A 16,680-nucleotide genomic window follows, 5' to 3' on the forward strand; every position below is an offset into this window, starting at 1 on the left:
AATTAATAAAAGGTTGCGGGCAGAAGAAACAGTCAATTATTTATCCCACCAGATTTTGGTGTTAAAATTGTCGGCTCCCTGGCGGCCTACAGCTGTTTCATAACTGACTTTGTTGTATACCATTTCGCTTTGCGGATAGCGGAGTCTGGATGGTATTTTTCCATTGGAATCGTTGTCAGGGTATTGCACTGGCACCAGCTTGGGATAGCCGGAACGTCTCAGGTTGGCATAGGTTTCGTAGCCGTTCAGAAAGGTTGCCGCCCAATACTGGGTGTTGATCTGCTCCAGCGCTTTCTCTGTTCCCATTGCTCCTGAATAGGGGTTGGCCAGTAAATAGGCTGCAATGTCCTGGTCAGAAATAACCGCCGATGCGTCATAAGTCGTGAGCACCTTCATCGCGCCTGCCACTCCGCTCTCGTAGCGCGCTTTGGCGTCTGCGGTAATCCATCCGCGCACCGCTGCCTCTGCTAACAGGAACTCAGACTCGGCGAATGTTGCGAAGAATCGCGGACCATCAAATTTTGCGAAGATATCGCGATTCACACCGGAGTACTGATGCTCATTTTTTGTAGGATCGTAGCTGGGGTCGCTTTTGACAGTAGTCGCGTTCAAACCGTTCGGCAGACCCTTCTGAATCGCCGGATTCGTATCTTTTACACTGTTATTGCGCCAGTCCGGATAGATGGCCGCGATGTATTTGAGCCTCGGGTCACCGCCGTTTTTCATGAAGTTGAAAAACGTTGCCGAAAGTTTCCCCGGAACAAACCCTACGCGGAACATTTCGCTCTGGCCGTTCACCAGGTTGGAGTTGGCGCCCGCTGCGTCGGCGCCCCGGATCACCAGGTTGTCGGCATTGCTTGCAAACGTGCCCCCTTTGAAGGCCTTGTCGGCCCATAGTCTGGCACTCTCAGGATCTACTTTGGAAAGCCGCATCCCGAGGCGCAACATCATCGAATAGCCCAGTTTTTTCCACTTGGTGATATCTCCCTTGTAGGCAATATCAGCCGAGGCGAAGGTTTTGCGACTGACGTCCAGCTTGGCGGTAGCGTCTTCAAGCTCAGCCAGCATGTGGCTATAGATGTCTTTCTGGGCATCGTATTTGGGTCTGAAAAGCCTGTCGTAGTACCCTTTTCCGGCTTCCGAATAAGGAATGTCGCCATACATATCCGTCAACCGGGAATATACGATCGTTCTCCAGATACGGGTCATCTGTACCAGGTTGTGGTAGTCGTCTTTGCCCTCCGCCAGGTGGAAAATGTCTTCCAAAAGCTTCACAGGCCCCAGGCCTCCGTCATAGGTGGCGAGCCAAAGGTTGTCATTTGCGCTTTCGTGGTAGACATATTTATCGCCGAAGAAGTCAAAAATACCGCGGTCACTCAGTGTAGCCATTTGCTGGGTCATGGTACTACCGTAGTAAAGCGAATTGGTTTCGTCACCACGGAAAGTGCGGTACTGAGCGGTTGAAAAGAGGTATTCGGCTTTAAATTGCTCCTGCGTAACAGTGAGTGGGTTTTTATTCAGCTCCTCAAAGCCATTGTCGCAGGCGGACAACCCGGCGGTTGCCATCAAACCTAACATGAATTTGAAATATGATTTCATGAGAAATTTCAAAAATGGGATTTATTAAAACTTCAGGTTAACATTGAATCCCCAGCTTCTGACGGGCGGCAGGGTAGATTTTTCAATGCCCTGCTTGTTGTCTGTAAAAAGCTGCGACTCAGGATCCAGTCCGGGCGTACGACTGAGCAAAAGCCCCAGGTTCCTCCCGATAAAAGATACGCTGGCCCCTTTTACAAAGCCAAGTTGTTCGAATACTGACCGGGGCAGGCTGTAAGTCAATGATGCGTACCGGAACCTGATAAAGCTGGTATCGTAAAGATAGTCGTCAAGCGCCTCGCGTCTGGCAATAATAATGGCCCGGTTTTCGACTTGTGATTTGGTCAGCTTAACCTGGTTCACCTCGCCGCTCTCCGTTACCCCCGGAAGCACAATACCGTCCTCGCGTCCCAGAAGTGATTTCCAGCTCATGCCGCGGTGTTCGAGGCTGTAGTTGGTTTCGGAATAATATTTCCCGCCGAATTTTCCATCAATTTGAACCGAAAGTGTTAACCCCTTATAGGAAAAATTGTTCGTCAGACCGGTCGTCCATCTGTGAACGCCTGATCCGAAAGGAACTACGTACGAAGTAACCATAGGGGTGCCGGCGGCATTGATAATATCCTGACCGTTTTCGTTTTTCATGATCTTCCGGCCAACGATCTGTGAGTACTCCTGGCCTACGATATGACGAATGGTAGCTTTGGTTCCCGTAGCCATGTTGAACTCGTTGCTGCTCTCGGAGATCTTCAGAACCTTGCTCTTGTTGAAGGCCGCGTTTACTGCTACATCCCAGGTGAAATCGCCTTTCTGGATCGGTTTTCCGGTAAGCAACAACTCGACACCCCGGTTGCGGATACTGCCGACGTTGACAACGGCGCCTGCATAACCGCTGGTTGTGGAAATAGTTTCGAATGCGATGTCGTTGTTAGCTACTTTGTTGTAGAATGAGAAGTCAAGCCCGGCCCGGTTGTTAAACATTCTGAGATCAAGCCCGGCTTCAATTTCATTTACACTAAGCGGCTTGAGAGCTGCGTTCGGAATGGTGCTTTGTGTGATTGTACCTAGCTGCGCGCCGCTGAAGCTGAACGGAAGCAGGCCGTAGGTCAGGTTCAGAAGGTAAGGGTCGGTTCCACCACCTACCGAAGCATAGGCAACCCTTAATTTTCCGAAGGAAATCGCCTTAGGCAGGCTGAGTGATTCGGAGAATACATAACTGGCGCCTACCGAAGGGTAGAAATAGCTGTTTGATTTCGGGTTCAAAGTCGAGAACCAGTCGTTCCGACCTGTTACGTTGAGGAACAACTGGTTTCGGAAACCCAGTTCTGCTGTTCCGAAAAGAGAGTTTGTTTTGGATCTGTAGTCGCCGGTTGAGACGTTCCTGGTGGCGGTGTTGTTTATCACATAAAACTGCGGCACTACGAATCCGAGCCCTTCGACGTCGGTTTGATAAGTTTTTCGGGCCATCATATTACCGCCCAGATTGACAGACAGGGTAAAGTCATCGGTCAGTTCTTTGTTAATACCTAACAAGCCTTCGTAGTTTCTCTCGTAAAAAGTCGAAGTATTTTCGATGATCTTACCGGCCGGCAGGAAGCCCGTTCCATCGGGGATGACCTGGTTAGCTTTGAACGAGAAAAAGTCCTGACCGACGCGTCCCTGCAGAAATAGCCAGCTCAGAATGTTCCAGCGCGCGGTTACCGTAGTAATAAACCGGTCTTTCTGGCTGTTGTTCGTAATGCGGTTGAGCGCGAAATAGGGGTTGGTAGCGTTCCGGTCGGAACCGAGTACCCATTCCTGGTAATTTTTATCATAGCCGGGCGAGAGGGCGCTGGTCGGCATATTGCTGTTTACATATAGAATGGTTCCGGGGCCGCTTCCCTGCCCGGTTGCCAATATATAACGGTTGTCTACATTTTCATTTACGTAGTCGATATTCGCATTGACCGAAAAGTTTTTGGAAAGGTTCTGGTTGATGCCGAGACTTATGTTATTCCGCCTCATTTTGTTGTTGGGCACAATTCCCTGGTTTCTCATGTCGGAGATACCGAGTCTGAACGTTCCATTATCGCCTCCGCCGGTGAAAGACACGTTGTTTGAAGACGTAAACCCGGTTCTGTAATAGTCTTTGAGCACCTGGTCCTTAACGTAGGAATAGGGCCTGCTCTGACCGTCGTATTGGGGAGTAGGTACGCCATCATACTTCTCGCCCCAGTGGTTTTGGCTGTGCTTGGCCGCTTCTTCCGGCGATGGGGGACGAACCCCGCCATAACCCTGTCCGTAGACATTCTGAATATCCCACAAAAACAGGGGGACGTCCCAGGTATTGTTCGTGTTAAATTCTACGCCGATTCCGCGGCTACCCCGCCCTGATTTTGTGGTGATAAGAATAGCGCCATTCTTTGCCCTTGACCCGTACAAGGCGGCGGCAGTTGCACCTTTCAGAACCGAAATTTCTTCGATATCGTCGGCGTTTAGGCTCGACGGGCCGTCACCCCAGTCAGGTCTTGTACCGTCTGGCTGTCCAAGCTGATCGCTGTTCATGGGCATGCCGTTGATCACATAAAGCGGGCTGTTGCTGCCGGTGATGGACGTGCTTCCGCGAATGGTCACACGGCTCGAACCTGACGCCCCGGTTGCACCCGGTACCACGTTTACACCTGCTACCTTACCGGAAAGTGCGTTCATGAAGTTGGTTTCGCGGTTTTTGGCAAATGCCTGACCGTCTACCCGGGTAATAGAGTATCCGAGTGCCCGCACTTCCTTCTTGATCCCAAGCGCGGTTACTACTACTTCTTCCAGTGATTTATTGTCAACCTGCATGGTTACATTGATGCTGTTGCGTCCGCCGAGTGATACTTCCTGCGGTGTGTATCCCACAAACGAAAACACCAGGACCACGGTATTCTCTGGTACGGTGAGCGTAAACTGACCGTCGATGTCCGTTGACGTGCCTTGTGACGTACCTTTTATCATGATATTTACACCGGGGAGCGGCGCTCCGTTTTCATCGGATACCTTTCCTCTCACGGTTTCGGCGAGTATTTGCTGGAGTTCCGCAAGCCGGACCTGCGTTACAGGCAGCGCCTGCGTCCTGACCTCCGTTTCAATTTTGATCGGCTCGTTTGCTGTTACAGAAACCGGCGCGTCGTTTCGCCTAACCGATTTTAATACCACCGTTTTGCCGACAATGGTATAAGAAATCGATTGTTCTGCCAGACAGGCATCCAGCGCCTTTTCAAGCGATAAATTCTTGACATTTACATTGATTTTTTTTGCATTTCTCAGCAACTCGTGGTCATAGAAAAACGTGTAGCCCGACTGCTTCTTCAGGATTTTGAAAGCTTCTTCGAGCGTGATGTTCTTAGCGGAGAGCGTCACTTTCTGTGAAGCGCTTATGCCTGCGGCAACGCCCGGGCAGGCTGCAAAAAGCAGCAGGGCAAACAGAAGGGCTTTTGATAGTCTGAGTACAGGCCCGGAGCCGGTGCTCAATTTCCATAATTTTAATTTACCGGAATACATCGCAAGGTTTAGATTAGTAATGATAGATCAGCTTTGATGCGTTAACAGATGGTTGATTGGGAGGATTTTAGCGTTTGGGTTGAGATTAAGTACATGATTGTTTTGTTAAGGTTGATATCAATATTAGTCGGTTCGCGTATACTTAAGTTAAGGTTAGAACTCCTTGGGTTCCTATCCGACCCCACATCCGATCTCCAACATCCAACACCAGATTTCCGATCTCCGATTTCCGACATCCGATCTCCAATTCCCCCTTAAGCCTTAATCGTGATTCGGTTGCCGGCCAGCTCTACCTGGATGTGATTGAGCTCAAGGATTTCCAGGACTTCCAGGAGCGTGGCGCTGCGAGGGATTTCCCCGGTAAACTTCTTGCTCATCGGCTTCCCTTCATAGGTTACATCTACGTCGTACCATTTGGAAAGCTGTCGCATGATAGATTCAAGCGAGGATTCCCGGAACTGGAAAAATCCATTTTTCCAGGCGATAACCTGGTCGGTATTGGCGCTTGAAACCCGGATATCATTCGATGTATTCGAAATGGTTGCTTCCTGGCCGGGGTCGAGCATGCTGCTGAATTTCGCGGTTTTAACTTTGACCGAGCCTTCCAGGAGTGTGGTGCTTACCTGTTTTTCATCCTGGTAGGCGTTGATATTAAATTGTGTTCCCAGGACCTCCACCGATACGTCGCGGGCGGTCACGATAAAAGGGATCTTTCTTTTACCTGCAGCTTTTTTGGCTACCTCAAAGTAGACTTCGCCTTCTATTTTAACATTTCGCTGCGCGTTGCTGAAGTGTATCGGATAGGTGATGGCTGAAGCGGCATTGAGCCAAACTCTCGTACCATCGGGAAGTACCAGGTGATACTGGCCGCCCCGCGGCGTGCGAAGCGTGTGAAAGGCTTCTTTTTTAGGGAGGTTGTGACTGGAAGTTTTATAGGAGAGCCAGTCGTCGCCGGCTTTAAAGATTTTGATATTCCCTTCCGTGGCGAGCAGTCCGGACGCAGCGTTGTTGAGTGCGATATCGCGCCCGTCGGAGAGCGTCAGGAACGCTTTGTCGGAACCTGGTTGAACATCCTGCCGGATTACTTTCGGTGCGGCGGAAATGGTTTCCCGGCCGGCTATGTCACGGCTGGTGTACCACACAAGGCCGGCGCCGAGGAGGAGGAAGGCGGCCGCCGCAGCCACACTGCGGGAATAGTACCATCTTTTTGGCGCACGAACCGGATCGGCGTCCTCGTTATTCCCGAGGATCGCCGCTAGCATCCTCTCGGTTTCACCGGTCGAAAACGGCTTGCTTTCATCATGAAAATCATCCCAGGCCTCATCCAGAAGTTGTTTAACCTCTGTTTCGAGCCCTTTTATCTGAAGTAGTCCGGCAAGCTCGCGATTCTCAGCTTCGCTCGACGAATTATTCAAATATTTATAAAGCAGGAGCCGGATCCTTTCTTTGTTCATTCTCTTCAACGGGGTTGAGGTTTGAGCCCTGAGCGTTTCCCGGTGCAACTATACATAGCTGCTGAAACCCTACCGCCCATGATTCATATCTTGGAGACACAGAAACGCCGGGATCGGGTCAATTGATTTGGAATTTTTTTTCAAAAAAAGGAAATAAAACGGGTTGAGGAGGGCGTGGCCACGAATTCACGAATGGATATCAGGATGACCGTCCGGCCGATGCTTCCGGAGAACACCGTACGGATAGAGTCCTAGACTTCCCCTTCGCACCTGCTCATCCTGACGTAGCGCGAAACGGATGCCATGGCCAGGCTGATGTGGCGTTTTACCGTTTCCGGGGAGAGTTGAAGACTTTCAGCGATCTGGTGATAGGCCAGGCCCTGCTCCTTGCTCATTCGCCAGACTTTTTGTTGCTGTGGCGGTAATTGCGACACTGCTTTGTCTACAATTCCGAAGAGAACCTCTTTGTCCGGACTGTCGTCTGCGGTATCGGAAAAGGAAAGGGCAGAAGAGAGCGCTTCAAGCCTGAATTTTTTCTGGGTTTCGTCGCGGAGGGCATTGAAGCTGTGATTCCGCGCAATGGTGAAGAGGAAGGCCCTGAAATTACGTACATCGGCTAGCGTATGCCGGTTGGTCCAGACCTTCATAAAAGTGTCCTGTACAATTTCTTCTGCCAAGGCGTCTGATTTTGTAATCCTGGTGATGAAAGCGCCCAATTCCTGGTGAAACCTGTAGAAGAGAAGAGAAAAGGCTTTCCTGTCCCCGTTGGCTACGGCGGCAAGAATTTCTGCTTCCCCGCGGGTTTCGGTGGGCCTCATGCACAAGACTGGCCAGGTATGCTTTACTGGCTTGTCTTTAATACTTTAAAAGGATTGCAAAAGGCTATTCCGGAAGCATGCCACGCAGAACTGTTTTTTGTTAGTAACAAAAGATGTACCTTTACGAAGTCTATTAAGTCAGTAGATTATTGTTCTAAAACCATTCAAAATATTTATAAGTTATGTCATTGAGATTAGGAGACGTAGCACCGGATTTTGAGGCTAACACCACACAGGGGGTGATCAGGTTTCATGAGTTTCTAGGCGATAAGTGGGGACTTTTGTTTTCTCACCCTGCCGATTTCACGCCGGTTTGTACAACTGAACTGGGTAAGACCGCACTTTTGAAAGGGGAGTTTGAAAAGAGGGGCGTAAAAGTTCTGGCGGTAAGTGTGGATGACCTCGACTCGCACAACCGTTGGATTCCGGATATCAATGAAGTTACATCGTCTGATGTAAATTTCCCGATTATCGCTGATGAAAACCGTAAGGTAGCGGAGTTATATGATATGATCCACCCGAATGCCAGCGAGAAAGCGACCGTCCGGTCCGTTTTTGTGATTGGTCCGGATAAGAAAATTAAGCTTACGTTGACTTACCCGGCATCTACCGGAAGAAACTTTAACGAAATCCTCCGGGTTATCGATTCTCTTCAGCTGACTGCCAACTACCAGGTGGCTACACCGGCCGATTGGGTGGAAGGTGAAGATGTAATCGTCGTTCCTGCCGTAAGTACTGAAGATGCACAGAAGAAATTCACCAAAGGGGTTCGCGTGGTGAAGCCATATCTGCGTTATACGCCGCAGCCGAATAAATAAGGAGTGAGGTTTGAGTAGTGAGCTTTGAGCTTTGAGCCCGCTTGATTCTGAGTCAGGCGGGCTCAGCGCTTTTTAGGTGTGAGGTGTAAGTTTTGAGCCGTGAGTCCGTTTAATTTACCGACCCTCATACCTCACCCCTCACGTCTCACTACCCGATCCTGCTCCAGTTGGTTCCCTGATCGCCGACTTGCAGAAGGTGGTTTTTGACGGGTTGGTTGCCGGGGGAAGATAATTCGGGGTCATTTTCGAGAATTTCCAGGGCGGATGCCCGCGCTTCTTTCAGTATAGGTCCGTCGAGGCCGAGATTGGCTATTTTTAATTCAACAATCCCGCTTTGCTGTGTGCCCATTAAGTCTCCGGGGCCACGCAGCTCCAGGTCGGTTTGTGCAATTTCGAAACCGTTGTTGGTGCGGCACATGGTTTCAATCCGTTTGCGGGTATCTGCCGACAGTTTGTAGCTTGTCATCAGGATACAGTACGACTGCCCGCTACCGCGGCCCACACGTCCGCGGAGCTGATGAAGTTGTGCAAGACCGAAGCGTTCGGCATTTTCTATGACCATCACCGTTGCGTTGGGAACATCCACACCGACTTCAATCACCGTAGTGGCCACCAGTATTTTGGTTTCATTCCGGGCGAAGCGAGCCATTTCAAACGCTTTATCCCGGGGTTTCATTTTGCCGTGTACGATGCTGAGCGGTATGCCCGGGAAAGCCCTGGAAATGCTTTCATAGCCATCTTCCAGGTCTTTTAAGTCCGATTTTTCAGATTCTTCGATAAGGGGGTAGACCAGGTAAATTTGCCGGCCTTCGCCTAGCTGCGATCTTAAAAATCCGAAGACGGCAGCCCGGTGACTGTCGAAACGGTGTGTGGTGACAATCGGCTTCCGGCCCGGCGGTAACTCGTCGATTTCCGATTGGTCCAGGTCGCCGTAAAGCGTCATCGCCAGCGTACGCGGAATAGGGGTGGCCGTCATTACCAGCATATGCGGACGGATGCGGGCGTTTTTGTCCAGCAGACGTGCGCGCTGGGCCACGCCGAACCTGTGTTGTTCGTCGATGATGCAAAGCCCGAGATTGTGAAAGAGGACTTCGTCCTCCAGTAGTGCATGGGTGCCTACTACCAGGCTGATGGTGCCTGAGCGGAGCCCCTCGTGTAATATTTTTCGATCTTTTGCTTTGGTCGCGCCCATCAGTCTGCCTACCTCGATTCCCAGCTTTAGGGCCAGCTTTTGGAGGTTGTTGAAATGTTGTTCGGCGAGAATTTCAGTAGGAGCCATGAGGCACACCTGGTAGCCGTTGTCAATGGCCATCAGGGCGGCGATAAAAGCGACTATGGTTTTCCCGGAGCCTACGTCACCCTGTACCAGCCGGTTCATCTGCAGGCCGGACCTGACATCATTCCGTATTTCCCGTATCACCCGTTTTTGCGCATTGGTCAGCGAAAAAGGGAGGTGCTTTTCGAATAATTCATGGACAAAGGCGATTTGTCCGAATACGGGCCCGGGAGTGGTTTTTTTTTCGAAAAATTTCTTTTTGATCAACTGGAGCTGATTAAAAAAGAGTTCCTCGAATTTGAGACGGCGGCGGGCCTGGTTCAGTAGGTTTTCATTGGCCGGGAGATGAATATGGTATACAGCGTCACGTTTGGCCGGCAACCGGTACTTTTCCAGCAAAGAACCGGGCAGTGTTTCCGGGATTTCGGAATACGTTTTCGCGAGGATGCTTTCCACCGCTCTGAAAAGCGTACGGCTATCGATGCTTCTCCGTTTCAGCTTTTCCGTAAGCTGGTATACCGGCGTAAACCTGGCTGTAAAGGGCTGTCCGGGAACATGAACTTCAATTTCGGGATGTGTAATGCTCCATTTTGACCCGAATTGGACCGGTTTCCCGTAAACAAAATACTCCTGGTGCTGGTTGAGGTTTTTCTGATGCCAGGCTATGGCCTGAAACCACACGAGTTCTACCTGGCCGGTCCCGTCGTTAAGAATGGCGGTCAGTCTTTTTTTGCTGCCCGACCCCTCGAGGGCAAACCGGGTCAGTTTTCCCCGCAGCAAGGCATGGTTCATACCGGTACGAAGATCAGAAGCACGATGAAGGACAGTCCTGTCCTCGTATCTGAACGGGTAATACTGCAACATTTCCCGGTAGGTGCCGATTCCCAACTCACTGGTTAACAGCGCACCTTTTTGATCACCTATTCCCTTGGAAAAAGCGATATTTGTATCAAAAAGATTATTTTTAGGATTCATGCGAGTTTTGCAGTCGAATGGGAGATTCGCCCCTAAAATCGGTCGGAAATGCTATAATAGAAAATAAACAAGATCAGTAGGAATAAATTCACGTAAAAAAATTGCCGTATCGAAAAAAAAAAATCTAGTTTTGTACTAAGATATTGACAGTATAGCGACGGAAGTGTTCGGGTCAATATCTTATTATCAATCATCGGGCTAAGGCTCAGCCGTATAGTAAAAGTATAAATATTTGAAGTTGGTACCTTTCATTGGCCGGCTCAGTCAGTATCAACTAAAGCTTGTGTAATGGACTATCAGATACATCAGGAAGGAAAGTTCACTTATATCGAGGAAGGGGAAGGCGAAACACTTCTGCTTCTTCATGGTTTATTTGGAGCTCTCAGCAATTGGGAGGGCGTCATTGAAGGCTTCAGAGCGAATTATAAGGTAATTATCCCTAATCTGCCTATTTATGATCTGCCTATCAGAAAGGCCAGCCTGGATACCTTGCTGGCTTTCCTGGAGGAATTTATTGCGGTTAAGAACCTGAAGGACTTTACGCTGCTGGGTAATTCGCTCGGCGGGCATATTGGCTTGCTATATATTCTCAAGCATCCGGAAATGGTAAAACGGCTGGTTCTGACCGGCAGCTCGGGATTGTTTGAAAACGGGATGGGCGGATCCTTCCCCAAAAGAGGCAACCGGGATTATATAGCAGAACGTGTTGCCTACACTTTTTACGATCCTAAAGTAGCTACAGAATCGCTGATCGACGAAGTATTTGAAGTGACCAAAAGCATTCCCAAATGTATGAGCATCGTCGGGATTGCTAAGTCGGCCCAGCGGCATAACCTGGCGAAAGACCTCCACGTGATCAAAGCGCCCACCCTGCTGGTGTGGGGGTTGAACGATCCGATCACTCCTCCCCACGTAGGTGAAGAGTTTCACCGCCTGATCGAGAACTCTGAACTGAAATTTATCGACAAGTGCGCACATGCGCCCATGATGGAACATCCCGAGGCGTTCAACCGCATCCTGGAAGAATGGCTCCAGAAGCAGGCCGTTTTGGAGAAGGAGCAAGCCTGATCCGGAGCCGTGCCAAAACTATCGCAGCGGATGTTTGATCTGTTGTGAGTTTTTTCATAGATTTCCCTCAGAAATAACCGATGGCACATGATCGCATCCGTATTAATCGACCCAATGCTGCCAACTCTGAAACCCTCCTTTCTCGTTGCGGAAGCGCTTGAATGGATGGAAGAAAGTGAAATAGCACAGCTCCCTGTGGTTGATAGCGAAAGGTACCTGGGACTTGTTTCCCTCCCCTTGCTGTCAGAACCGGGATTGACAGGGCGAGCCCTCTCGGATTTTCCTTTGGAACACAGCCATATTTTTGCAGGCGAGGATCAGCACCTCTGGGAGGTGGTTGACCTGGTTATTCAGCACGAACTGAAGGTTGTGGCGGTGTTAAATAAAAGCGGCGCCTACCTGGGCGCTGTCCCCGTTGCGGAACTGTATGAAAAGGTAGCAGAAATGGTCGCCGCCGGTGATCGTGGCGCCATTATCGTACTGAATGTAAAACCGCACGACTACTCCCTTAGCGAGATCAGCAGATTGGTAGAATCCAACGGGGCGAAAATTATCACAAGTCATTATTCAAGCAGCTATCCATACGATACAACCGGGAACAGTGAACTGACGATCCGGTTGAACCAGGTCAACGTAGGACCAATACTGGCAACTTTTGAGCGGTTCGGTTATGTAGTGAGTGAAGTACATGCCAATGAGCCTGTTACAAGTGTTGACCAGGAGCGGTTGGATATGTTGATGCGTTATCTCGCTACCTAATTCATGAAAGTTGTAGTCCATGGCAAGCCCTTTGCCGAGGCCGCAAGGCCTTTTATTCAAGGGATGTTTGATGAAATGGCCCTCCGGAAGATAGACGTATGGATTTCCGGCGGTTTCGAAGCCATTCTAAATGCGGCTAATATCCGGCTTTCGAATACTACAACGTTTGGCAGTCCTGCAGACCTGAACGGAGCCCGCCTGGTGGTTAGCCTGGGAGGAGATGGAACTTTACTGGAAACAGTTGCGCTGATCGGCGCGCGCCAGATACCGGTCATAGGTGTCAATGTAGGGCGGCTCGGTTTCCTCGCGACGGTCCCCCCCGAGCGGATCAAAGACATGATTCTCGCTTTGGAAACCGGTGACTACCGCATTGAAACACGCTCTATCCTTGAAGTAGAGGCCAATAACATGGAAATTTTCGGCGGGGTTAATTTCGCCCTCAACGACCTGGCCATTACGAAAACCGATACGTCATCGATGATAACGGTTCATTCCTATCTCAACGGTGAATTCCTGAATTCCTACTGGGCAGATGGGCTCATTGTCTCAACCCCTACCGGATCGACCGGTTATTCGCTCAGCTGCGGCGGACCGGTTCTGGTGCCGAATTCCAAAAGCCTGATCGTGACGCCGGTGAGCCCGCATAATCTGAATGTGCGGCCTCTGGTGGTGGAAGACAGCGCGGTGCTTAGCTTCGAAGTAAAAAGCAGAAGCAATAATTTCCTGCTTTCCCTCGACTCCCGTTCCAGTATTGTGGACGAATCCACGCAACTGAAAGTCAGAAAAGCCAGTTTTGTGGCGAGGCTTGTGAAAATGCGCCAGGATAATTTTTTTGACACCCTCCGGAGCAAATTGTCCTGGGGGCTTGACATGCGGAACTAATTTTTACTCTCCGGCCTATGCGCCTGCGTTATCATTCATTCCAGCTTCAGCTGAAGCATACTTTTACCATCGCCCATGACTCCCGGGATGTGCAGCCGACCCTGATCGTGGAGCTGAGTGACGACGGGTTAACCGGCTTCGGTGAAGCTACCACGAACCCTTACTACGGGATAACGATGGCGGGGATGACCGAAGCGCTTGAGCGTGTGAGGGAACAGGTGGAGCATTATACCTGGGGGAGCCCCGAAGAATTATGGGATCGGGTGCATCCGCTATTGAAAGACAACCCTTTTGCCCAATGTGCATTGGACAATGCTGCTCACGATCTTTTTGCCCGCAAGCAGGGACTTCCGCTTTACCGGCAATGGGGACTTGAAACCGGAACCGTTCCGGCAACCAACTATACGATTGGTATCGATACAATCGACAAAATGGTGGCCAAGCTGAAAGAGTTTCCCTGGCCGCTCTATAAGATTAAGTTAGGTACGTCGCACGATCTCGACATCGTGAGAGAGCTGCGCCGGCATACATCGTCCCCGTTCAGGATTGACGCCAACTGCGCCTGGTCGGCCGAGGAAGCGATAGCCAACAGCGGGCCGCTGAAAGCGCTGGGAGTTGAATTTATCGAACAGCCATTGCCTGCCGCGGACGTCGCGGGCATGAAGGAGGTGTTTACGCAGTCCTTATTACCCGTAATTGCCGATGAAAGCTGTATCGTCGAATCGGACGTGGAACGTTGCCGGGGCCTGTTCCATGGTATCAACATCAAGCTTACCAAGTGTGGTGGCCTTACTCCGGCCCGCCGGATGATTCAGAAAGCACGGGAGCTCGGGTTGAAAACGATGGTAGGCTGTATGACCGAGAGCAGCATAGGGATTGCGGCCATTGGTCAGTTGCTGCCCTTGCTCGACTATGTAGACATGGACGGTAATCTGCTGATCGCCAATGACCCGGCCACGGGCGTTGAATTTGATAAAGACGGGCGCTTTGTGCTCAGTAACCGGAGCGGTATCGGTGCTGCACTTAAAACCGGTAGGTGACACTGACCTGCAGGGACCGTGTCAGAAGCTGAGAATAGTTGGCCCTGACCAAAGCAGGAATCTGATAGGAACCGAATATCTGGTGATAGTATTCCAGGCCTACACGCCAGTCTTCTTCTAACCTGACACCAATAGTTCCCACCAGGCCTACCACAAAAGGGCGGTAGTGCCTGTTCCGGTGCCAGGTCTGGCCGGATTCTTCCGGTTTGAAATAAGAATCCTTGCTGATGGTTTTTGTATTTGAGAAAAGATACAGATCGTTCCGCAAACCCAACGAAGCGAAAGGCAGGAGGTCCAAAACTCTCCAATAACTGGAATTGAACTGGAAAGAGAGGTCGTTGGTCAGAAAATGGTCCCGCGAACGAATCTTGTAGGAACCCAGCGTCGTCTCGTCGTTAGCGCTTATTACGGCATCGACCTTGGTTACCCCGCCTCTTGACCGGTAACCCAAACCCACTTTCAGATCAAGCCCCTGGCTTAGAACCTTGCCAAATGCTAGGGAGGCGCCATAGCTGGGCAGTAATAATCCTTGCCGGGTTAAAGTATCGTCTTTTGCCTTTTGAAGAGAAGTCCCTATATCAGCAGATACGGCCCAATAAGAAGTTTGGGCATTTGCGGCATTGGAGATAAGCAGTCCCGACAGGACGAGCAGAAAAAATACAAAACGGCTGCTGAAACGAACAAAGCCGGATGCTAGCAAAAAAAGCTGGTATTCCATTTATTATTCACGGATATGTCCGTAGGCAGCTTACAAATTAGCGGGGCAATTTATGTATTTAATTCTAAAAATGCGCTATTTGCACCACTTATTGAAACTGCCTTTGAATTTTATAGGAAATGAAGGTCAATTTTGAAGATATCATCCTGTTTCAGGATGACGATTTCCTGGTGGTAAACAAACCGCCCGGCCTGGCCACACTTGATGAACGAACTGCTGACAGGGGGCAGAGTTTGCTTCGCCTGGCCAAAGAATATAACAGTAATTTGCAGGCCGCACACCGGCTTGACAAGGAGACTTCGGGTGCGCTCGCTTTCGCGAAATCGCCGGAAGCCTACCGGCATCTGGCGATGCAATTCGAAAACAGGGAAGTAACGAAAAGATATCACGCGGTAACGGTCGGAATCCATGACCTGGATAGCATTTCTGTTTATCTTCCCATTCACCCCCTGAAAAATGGTACGGCGGTAAAGATTGACAGGGAGAAAGGTAAACCTGCCGAGACAATCTTCAACAGCCTGAAGACATACCGTGGCTATACACTCGTAGAATGTATCCCTATTACCGGGCGTATGCACCAGATCCGGGTTCACTTGTCCTGTCTGAAAGCACCTATCGTCAACGACGAGCAATACGGGGGGAAGCCGGTTTACCTGTCGGAACTGAAAAGGAAATTTAATCTCAAGAAGTTTACCGAAGAGCTGCCTATCATGCAAAGGGTGGCGTTGCACGCATACTCGCTGAGTTTCGGTCTGATGAACGACAGCGACGTGGAGGTCGTGGCGCCTTATCCCAAAGATTTTGCCGTTCTGGTAAATTTACTGAACAAATATGGCGTTTAGGCTGTGTTTTTCAGCTATACTTTTTTTATGTTGAAACAAATACATAAACCTATGAAACCCTCTTCTTATCCAGCAACGCTTGTCTTGATTTTTACTTTATTACTGGTGAACCTCACCGCTTTTGCGCAGGAGTCCGCTTACGATCTTCTTGTAAAAAAGGACGGAACCATAATGGAGGTTAAGATTGTTGAAATCAAGCCTGATGAGATTCTATACCGAAAAAAGGATGACCCGGACGGAGCCATTTTCGGAATCGAGAAATCAGAATTATTGTCTGCGAAGCTGAGTAACGGGGAAACGCTGACGTTTACCGTCACGGTGGATAGTTTCTATGACAAGGCACGTGCGGCATCCTATCCTGCCCGGCCGGCTGGTGTGCCGCTTTATGAGGCGATACCGCCGAAGAATGAATTTGAATCGGGCATACAGGCTTTGCCTTCCGACCAGTTGGAAAACAAATATCATCTTTATCGGGCTGCTTCCAGGGCCGGGAAGGCAAAAGGTTGGACGGGTACGATTTTACAAATAGGGGTAAACCTGATCGGGACTATTATTGCGGTAGCCAACACTGAAACAGATTCTTTCGGAAATACTTATTATACAAACGAGAAAGCCGTGAGAACAGCGGGCTTTCTCATGATCGGAGGAACATTGAGCGGGTTGATCCTGGGGCCTGCAGGGTTCGTGAAAGCCGCGAAGAATGGGAACAAAGCGCGTTACATCCGTGACGAAATGCGCAGAAGAGGCGTATCCTATCAACCTCGGCGTTAGCATACAAAGTTTTTTTTACCACGGAGAGCACAAAGGACACAGAGAACTCTTTGTGTGCTCCGTGCCCTTCTATGTTGAAAAGCAATTTTATAAGCTGATATTTCTGTTATTTTTATTTTTTAGCTGCATTCATCTCTGCTT

At 49.9% G+C, this 16,680-nt stretch carries 13 protein-coding genes; 7 read left to right on the forward strand and 6 right to left on the reverse strand.

Features of this window, described 5'->3' with window-relative positions; genetic code table 11:
- Nucleotides 1-36: 36 nt before the first annotated feature.
- From ABD852_RS22925 to ABD852_RS22940, 4 genes are all read right to left on the reverse strand, one after another.
- Nucleotides 37-1,578, reverse strand: a complete 1,542-nt coding sequence (locus tag ABD852_RS22925; protein WP_345033132.1) for a SusD/RagB family nutrient-binding outer membrane lipoprotein — start codon at nucleotides 1,576-1,578, stop codon at nucleotides 37-39.
- Between the two features lie 45 nt (nucleotides 1,579-1,623).
- Complete coding sequence (locus ABD852_RS22930) at nucleotides 1,624-5,088, reverse strand: SusC/RagA family TonB-linked outer membrane protein (RefSeq protein WP_345033134.1); 3,465 nt, start codon at nucleotides 5,086-5,088, stop codon at nucleotides 1,624-1,626.
- 284 nt (nucleotides 5,089-5,372) lie between these two features.
- Nucleotides 5,373-6,572: a FecR family protein gene (locus tag ABD852_RS22935; RefSeq protein ID WP_345033136.1), complete on the reverse strand. Its 1,200-nt coding sequence runs from the start codon at nucleotides 6,570-6,572 to the stop codon at nucleotides 5,373-5,375.
- Nucleotides 6,573-6,823: 251 nt separating this feature from the next.
- Nucleotides 6,824-7,390, reverse strand: coding sequence for an RNA polymerase sigma-70 factor (locus tag ABD852_RS22940; protein ID WP_345033138.1), 567 nt, complete (start codon nucleotides 7,388-7,390; stop codon nucleotides 6,824-6,826).
- Between the two features lie 182 nt (nucleotides 7,391-7,572).
- Between ABD852_RS22940 and ABD852_RS22945 the strand changes: the two genes are divergently transcribed.
- A complete protein-coding gene (locus tag ABD852_RS22945; RefSeq protein WP_345033139.1) occupies nucleotides 7,573-8,208 on the forward strand; it encodes a peroxiredoxin in 636 nt (211 codons plus the stop codon).
- 148 nt (nucleotides 8,209-8,356) lie between these two features.
- Here the strand turns inward: ABD852_RS22945 and recG are convergent, their stop codons facing one another.
- Entirely contained in the window at nucleotides 8,357-10,459 is a 2,103-nt protein-coding gene (gene recG / locus ABD852_RS22950; protein WP_345033140.1) for an ATP-dependent DNA helicase RecG, read from the reverse strand.
- 288 nt (nucleotides 10,460-10,747) lie between these two features.
- Here recG and ABD852_RS22955 point away from each other — a divergent pair, with 288 nt between their 5' ends.
- The 4 genes from ABD852_RS22955 (at nucleotide 10,748) to ABD852_RS22970 (ending at nucleotide 14,208) form a co-directional block, all read left to right on the forward strand.
- Entirely contained in the window at nucleotides 10,748-11,527 is a 780-nt protein-coding gene (locus ABD852_RS22955) for an alpha/beta fold hydrolase (protein ID WP_345033142.1), read from the forward strand.
- A gap of 114 nt (nucleotides 11,528-11,641) precedes the next feature.
- Entirely contained in the window at nucleotides 11,642-12,286 is a 645-nt protein-coding gene (locus ABD852_RS22960) for a CBS domain-containing protein (protein WP_345033144.1), read from the forward strand.
- Between the two features lie 3 nt (nucleotides 12,287-12,289).
- Complete coding sequence (locus ABD852_RS22965; protein ID WP_345033145.1) at nucleotides 12,290-13,168, forward strand: NAD kinase; 879 nt, start codon at nucleotides 12,290-12,292, stop codon at nucleotides 13,166-13,168.
- 17 nt (nucleotides 13,169-13,185) lie between these two features.
- Nucleotides 13,186-14,208: a dipeptide epimerase gene (locus tag ABD852_RS22970; RefSeq protein ID WP_345033147.1), complete on the forward strand. Its 1,023-nt coding sequence runs from the start codon at nucleotides 13,186-13,188 to the stop codon at nucleotides 14,206-14,208.
- On the opposite strand, the gene ABD852_RS22975 is transcribed toward ABD852_RS22970, so the two are convergent.
- Nucleotides 14,192-14,926: an outer membrane beta-barrel protein gene (locus tag ABD852_RS22975; protein ID WP_345033149.1), complete on the reverse strand. Its 735-nt coding sequence runs from the start codon at nucleotides 14,924-14,926 to the stop codon at nucleotides 14,192-14,194. The two genes, ABD852_RS22970 and ABD852_RS22975, sit on opposite strands and share 17 nt — an antisense overlap.
- Nucleotides 14,927-15,045: 119 nt before the next feature.
- Between ABD852_RS22975 and ABD852_RS22980 the strand changes: the two genes are divergently transcribed.
- The gene (locus ABD852_RS22980; protein ID WP_345033151.1) at nucleotides 15,046-15,768 is read left to right on the forward strand and encodes an RluA family pseudouridine synthase; all 723 of its coding nucleotides are present in this window, start codon (nucleotides 15,046-15,048) and stop codon (nucleotides 15,766-15,768) included.
- 51 nt (nucleotides 15,769-15,819) lie between these two features.
- The gene (locus ABD852_RS22985; RefSeq protein WP_345033153.1) at nucleotides 15,820-16,539 is read left to right on the forward strand and encodes a hypothetical protein; all 720 of its coding nucleotides are present in this window, start codon (nucleotides 15,820-15,822) and stop codon (nucleotides 16,537-16,539) included.
- Nucleotides 16,540-16,680: the final 141 nt, after the last annotated feature.

This window comes from Ravibacter arvi, from assembly GCF_039540405.1.
GTDB classification, from domain to species: Bacteria; Bacteroidota; Bacteroidia; order Cytophagales; family Spirosomataceae; genus Ravibacter; species Ravibacter arvi.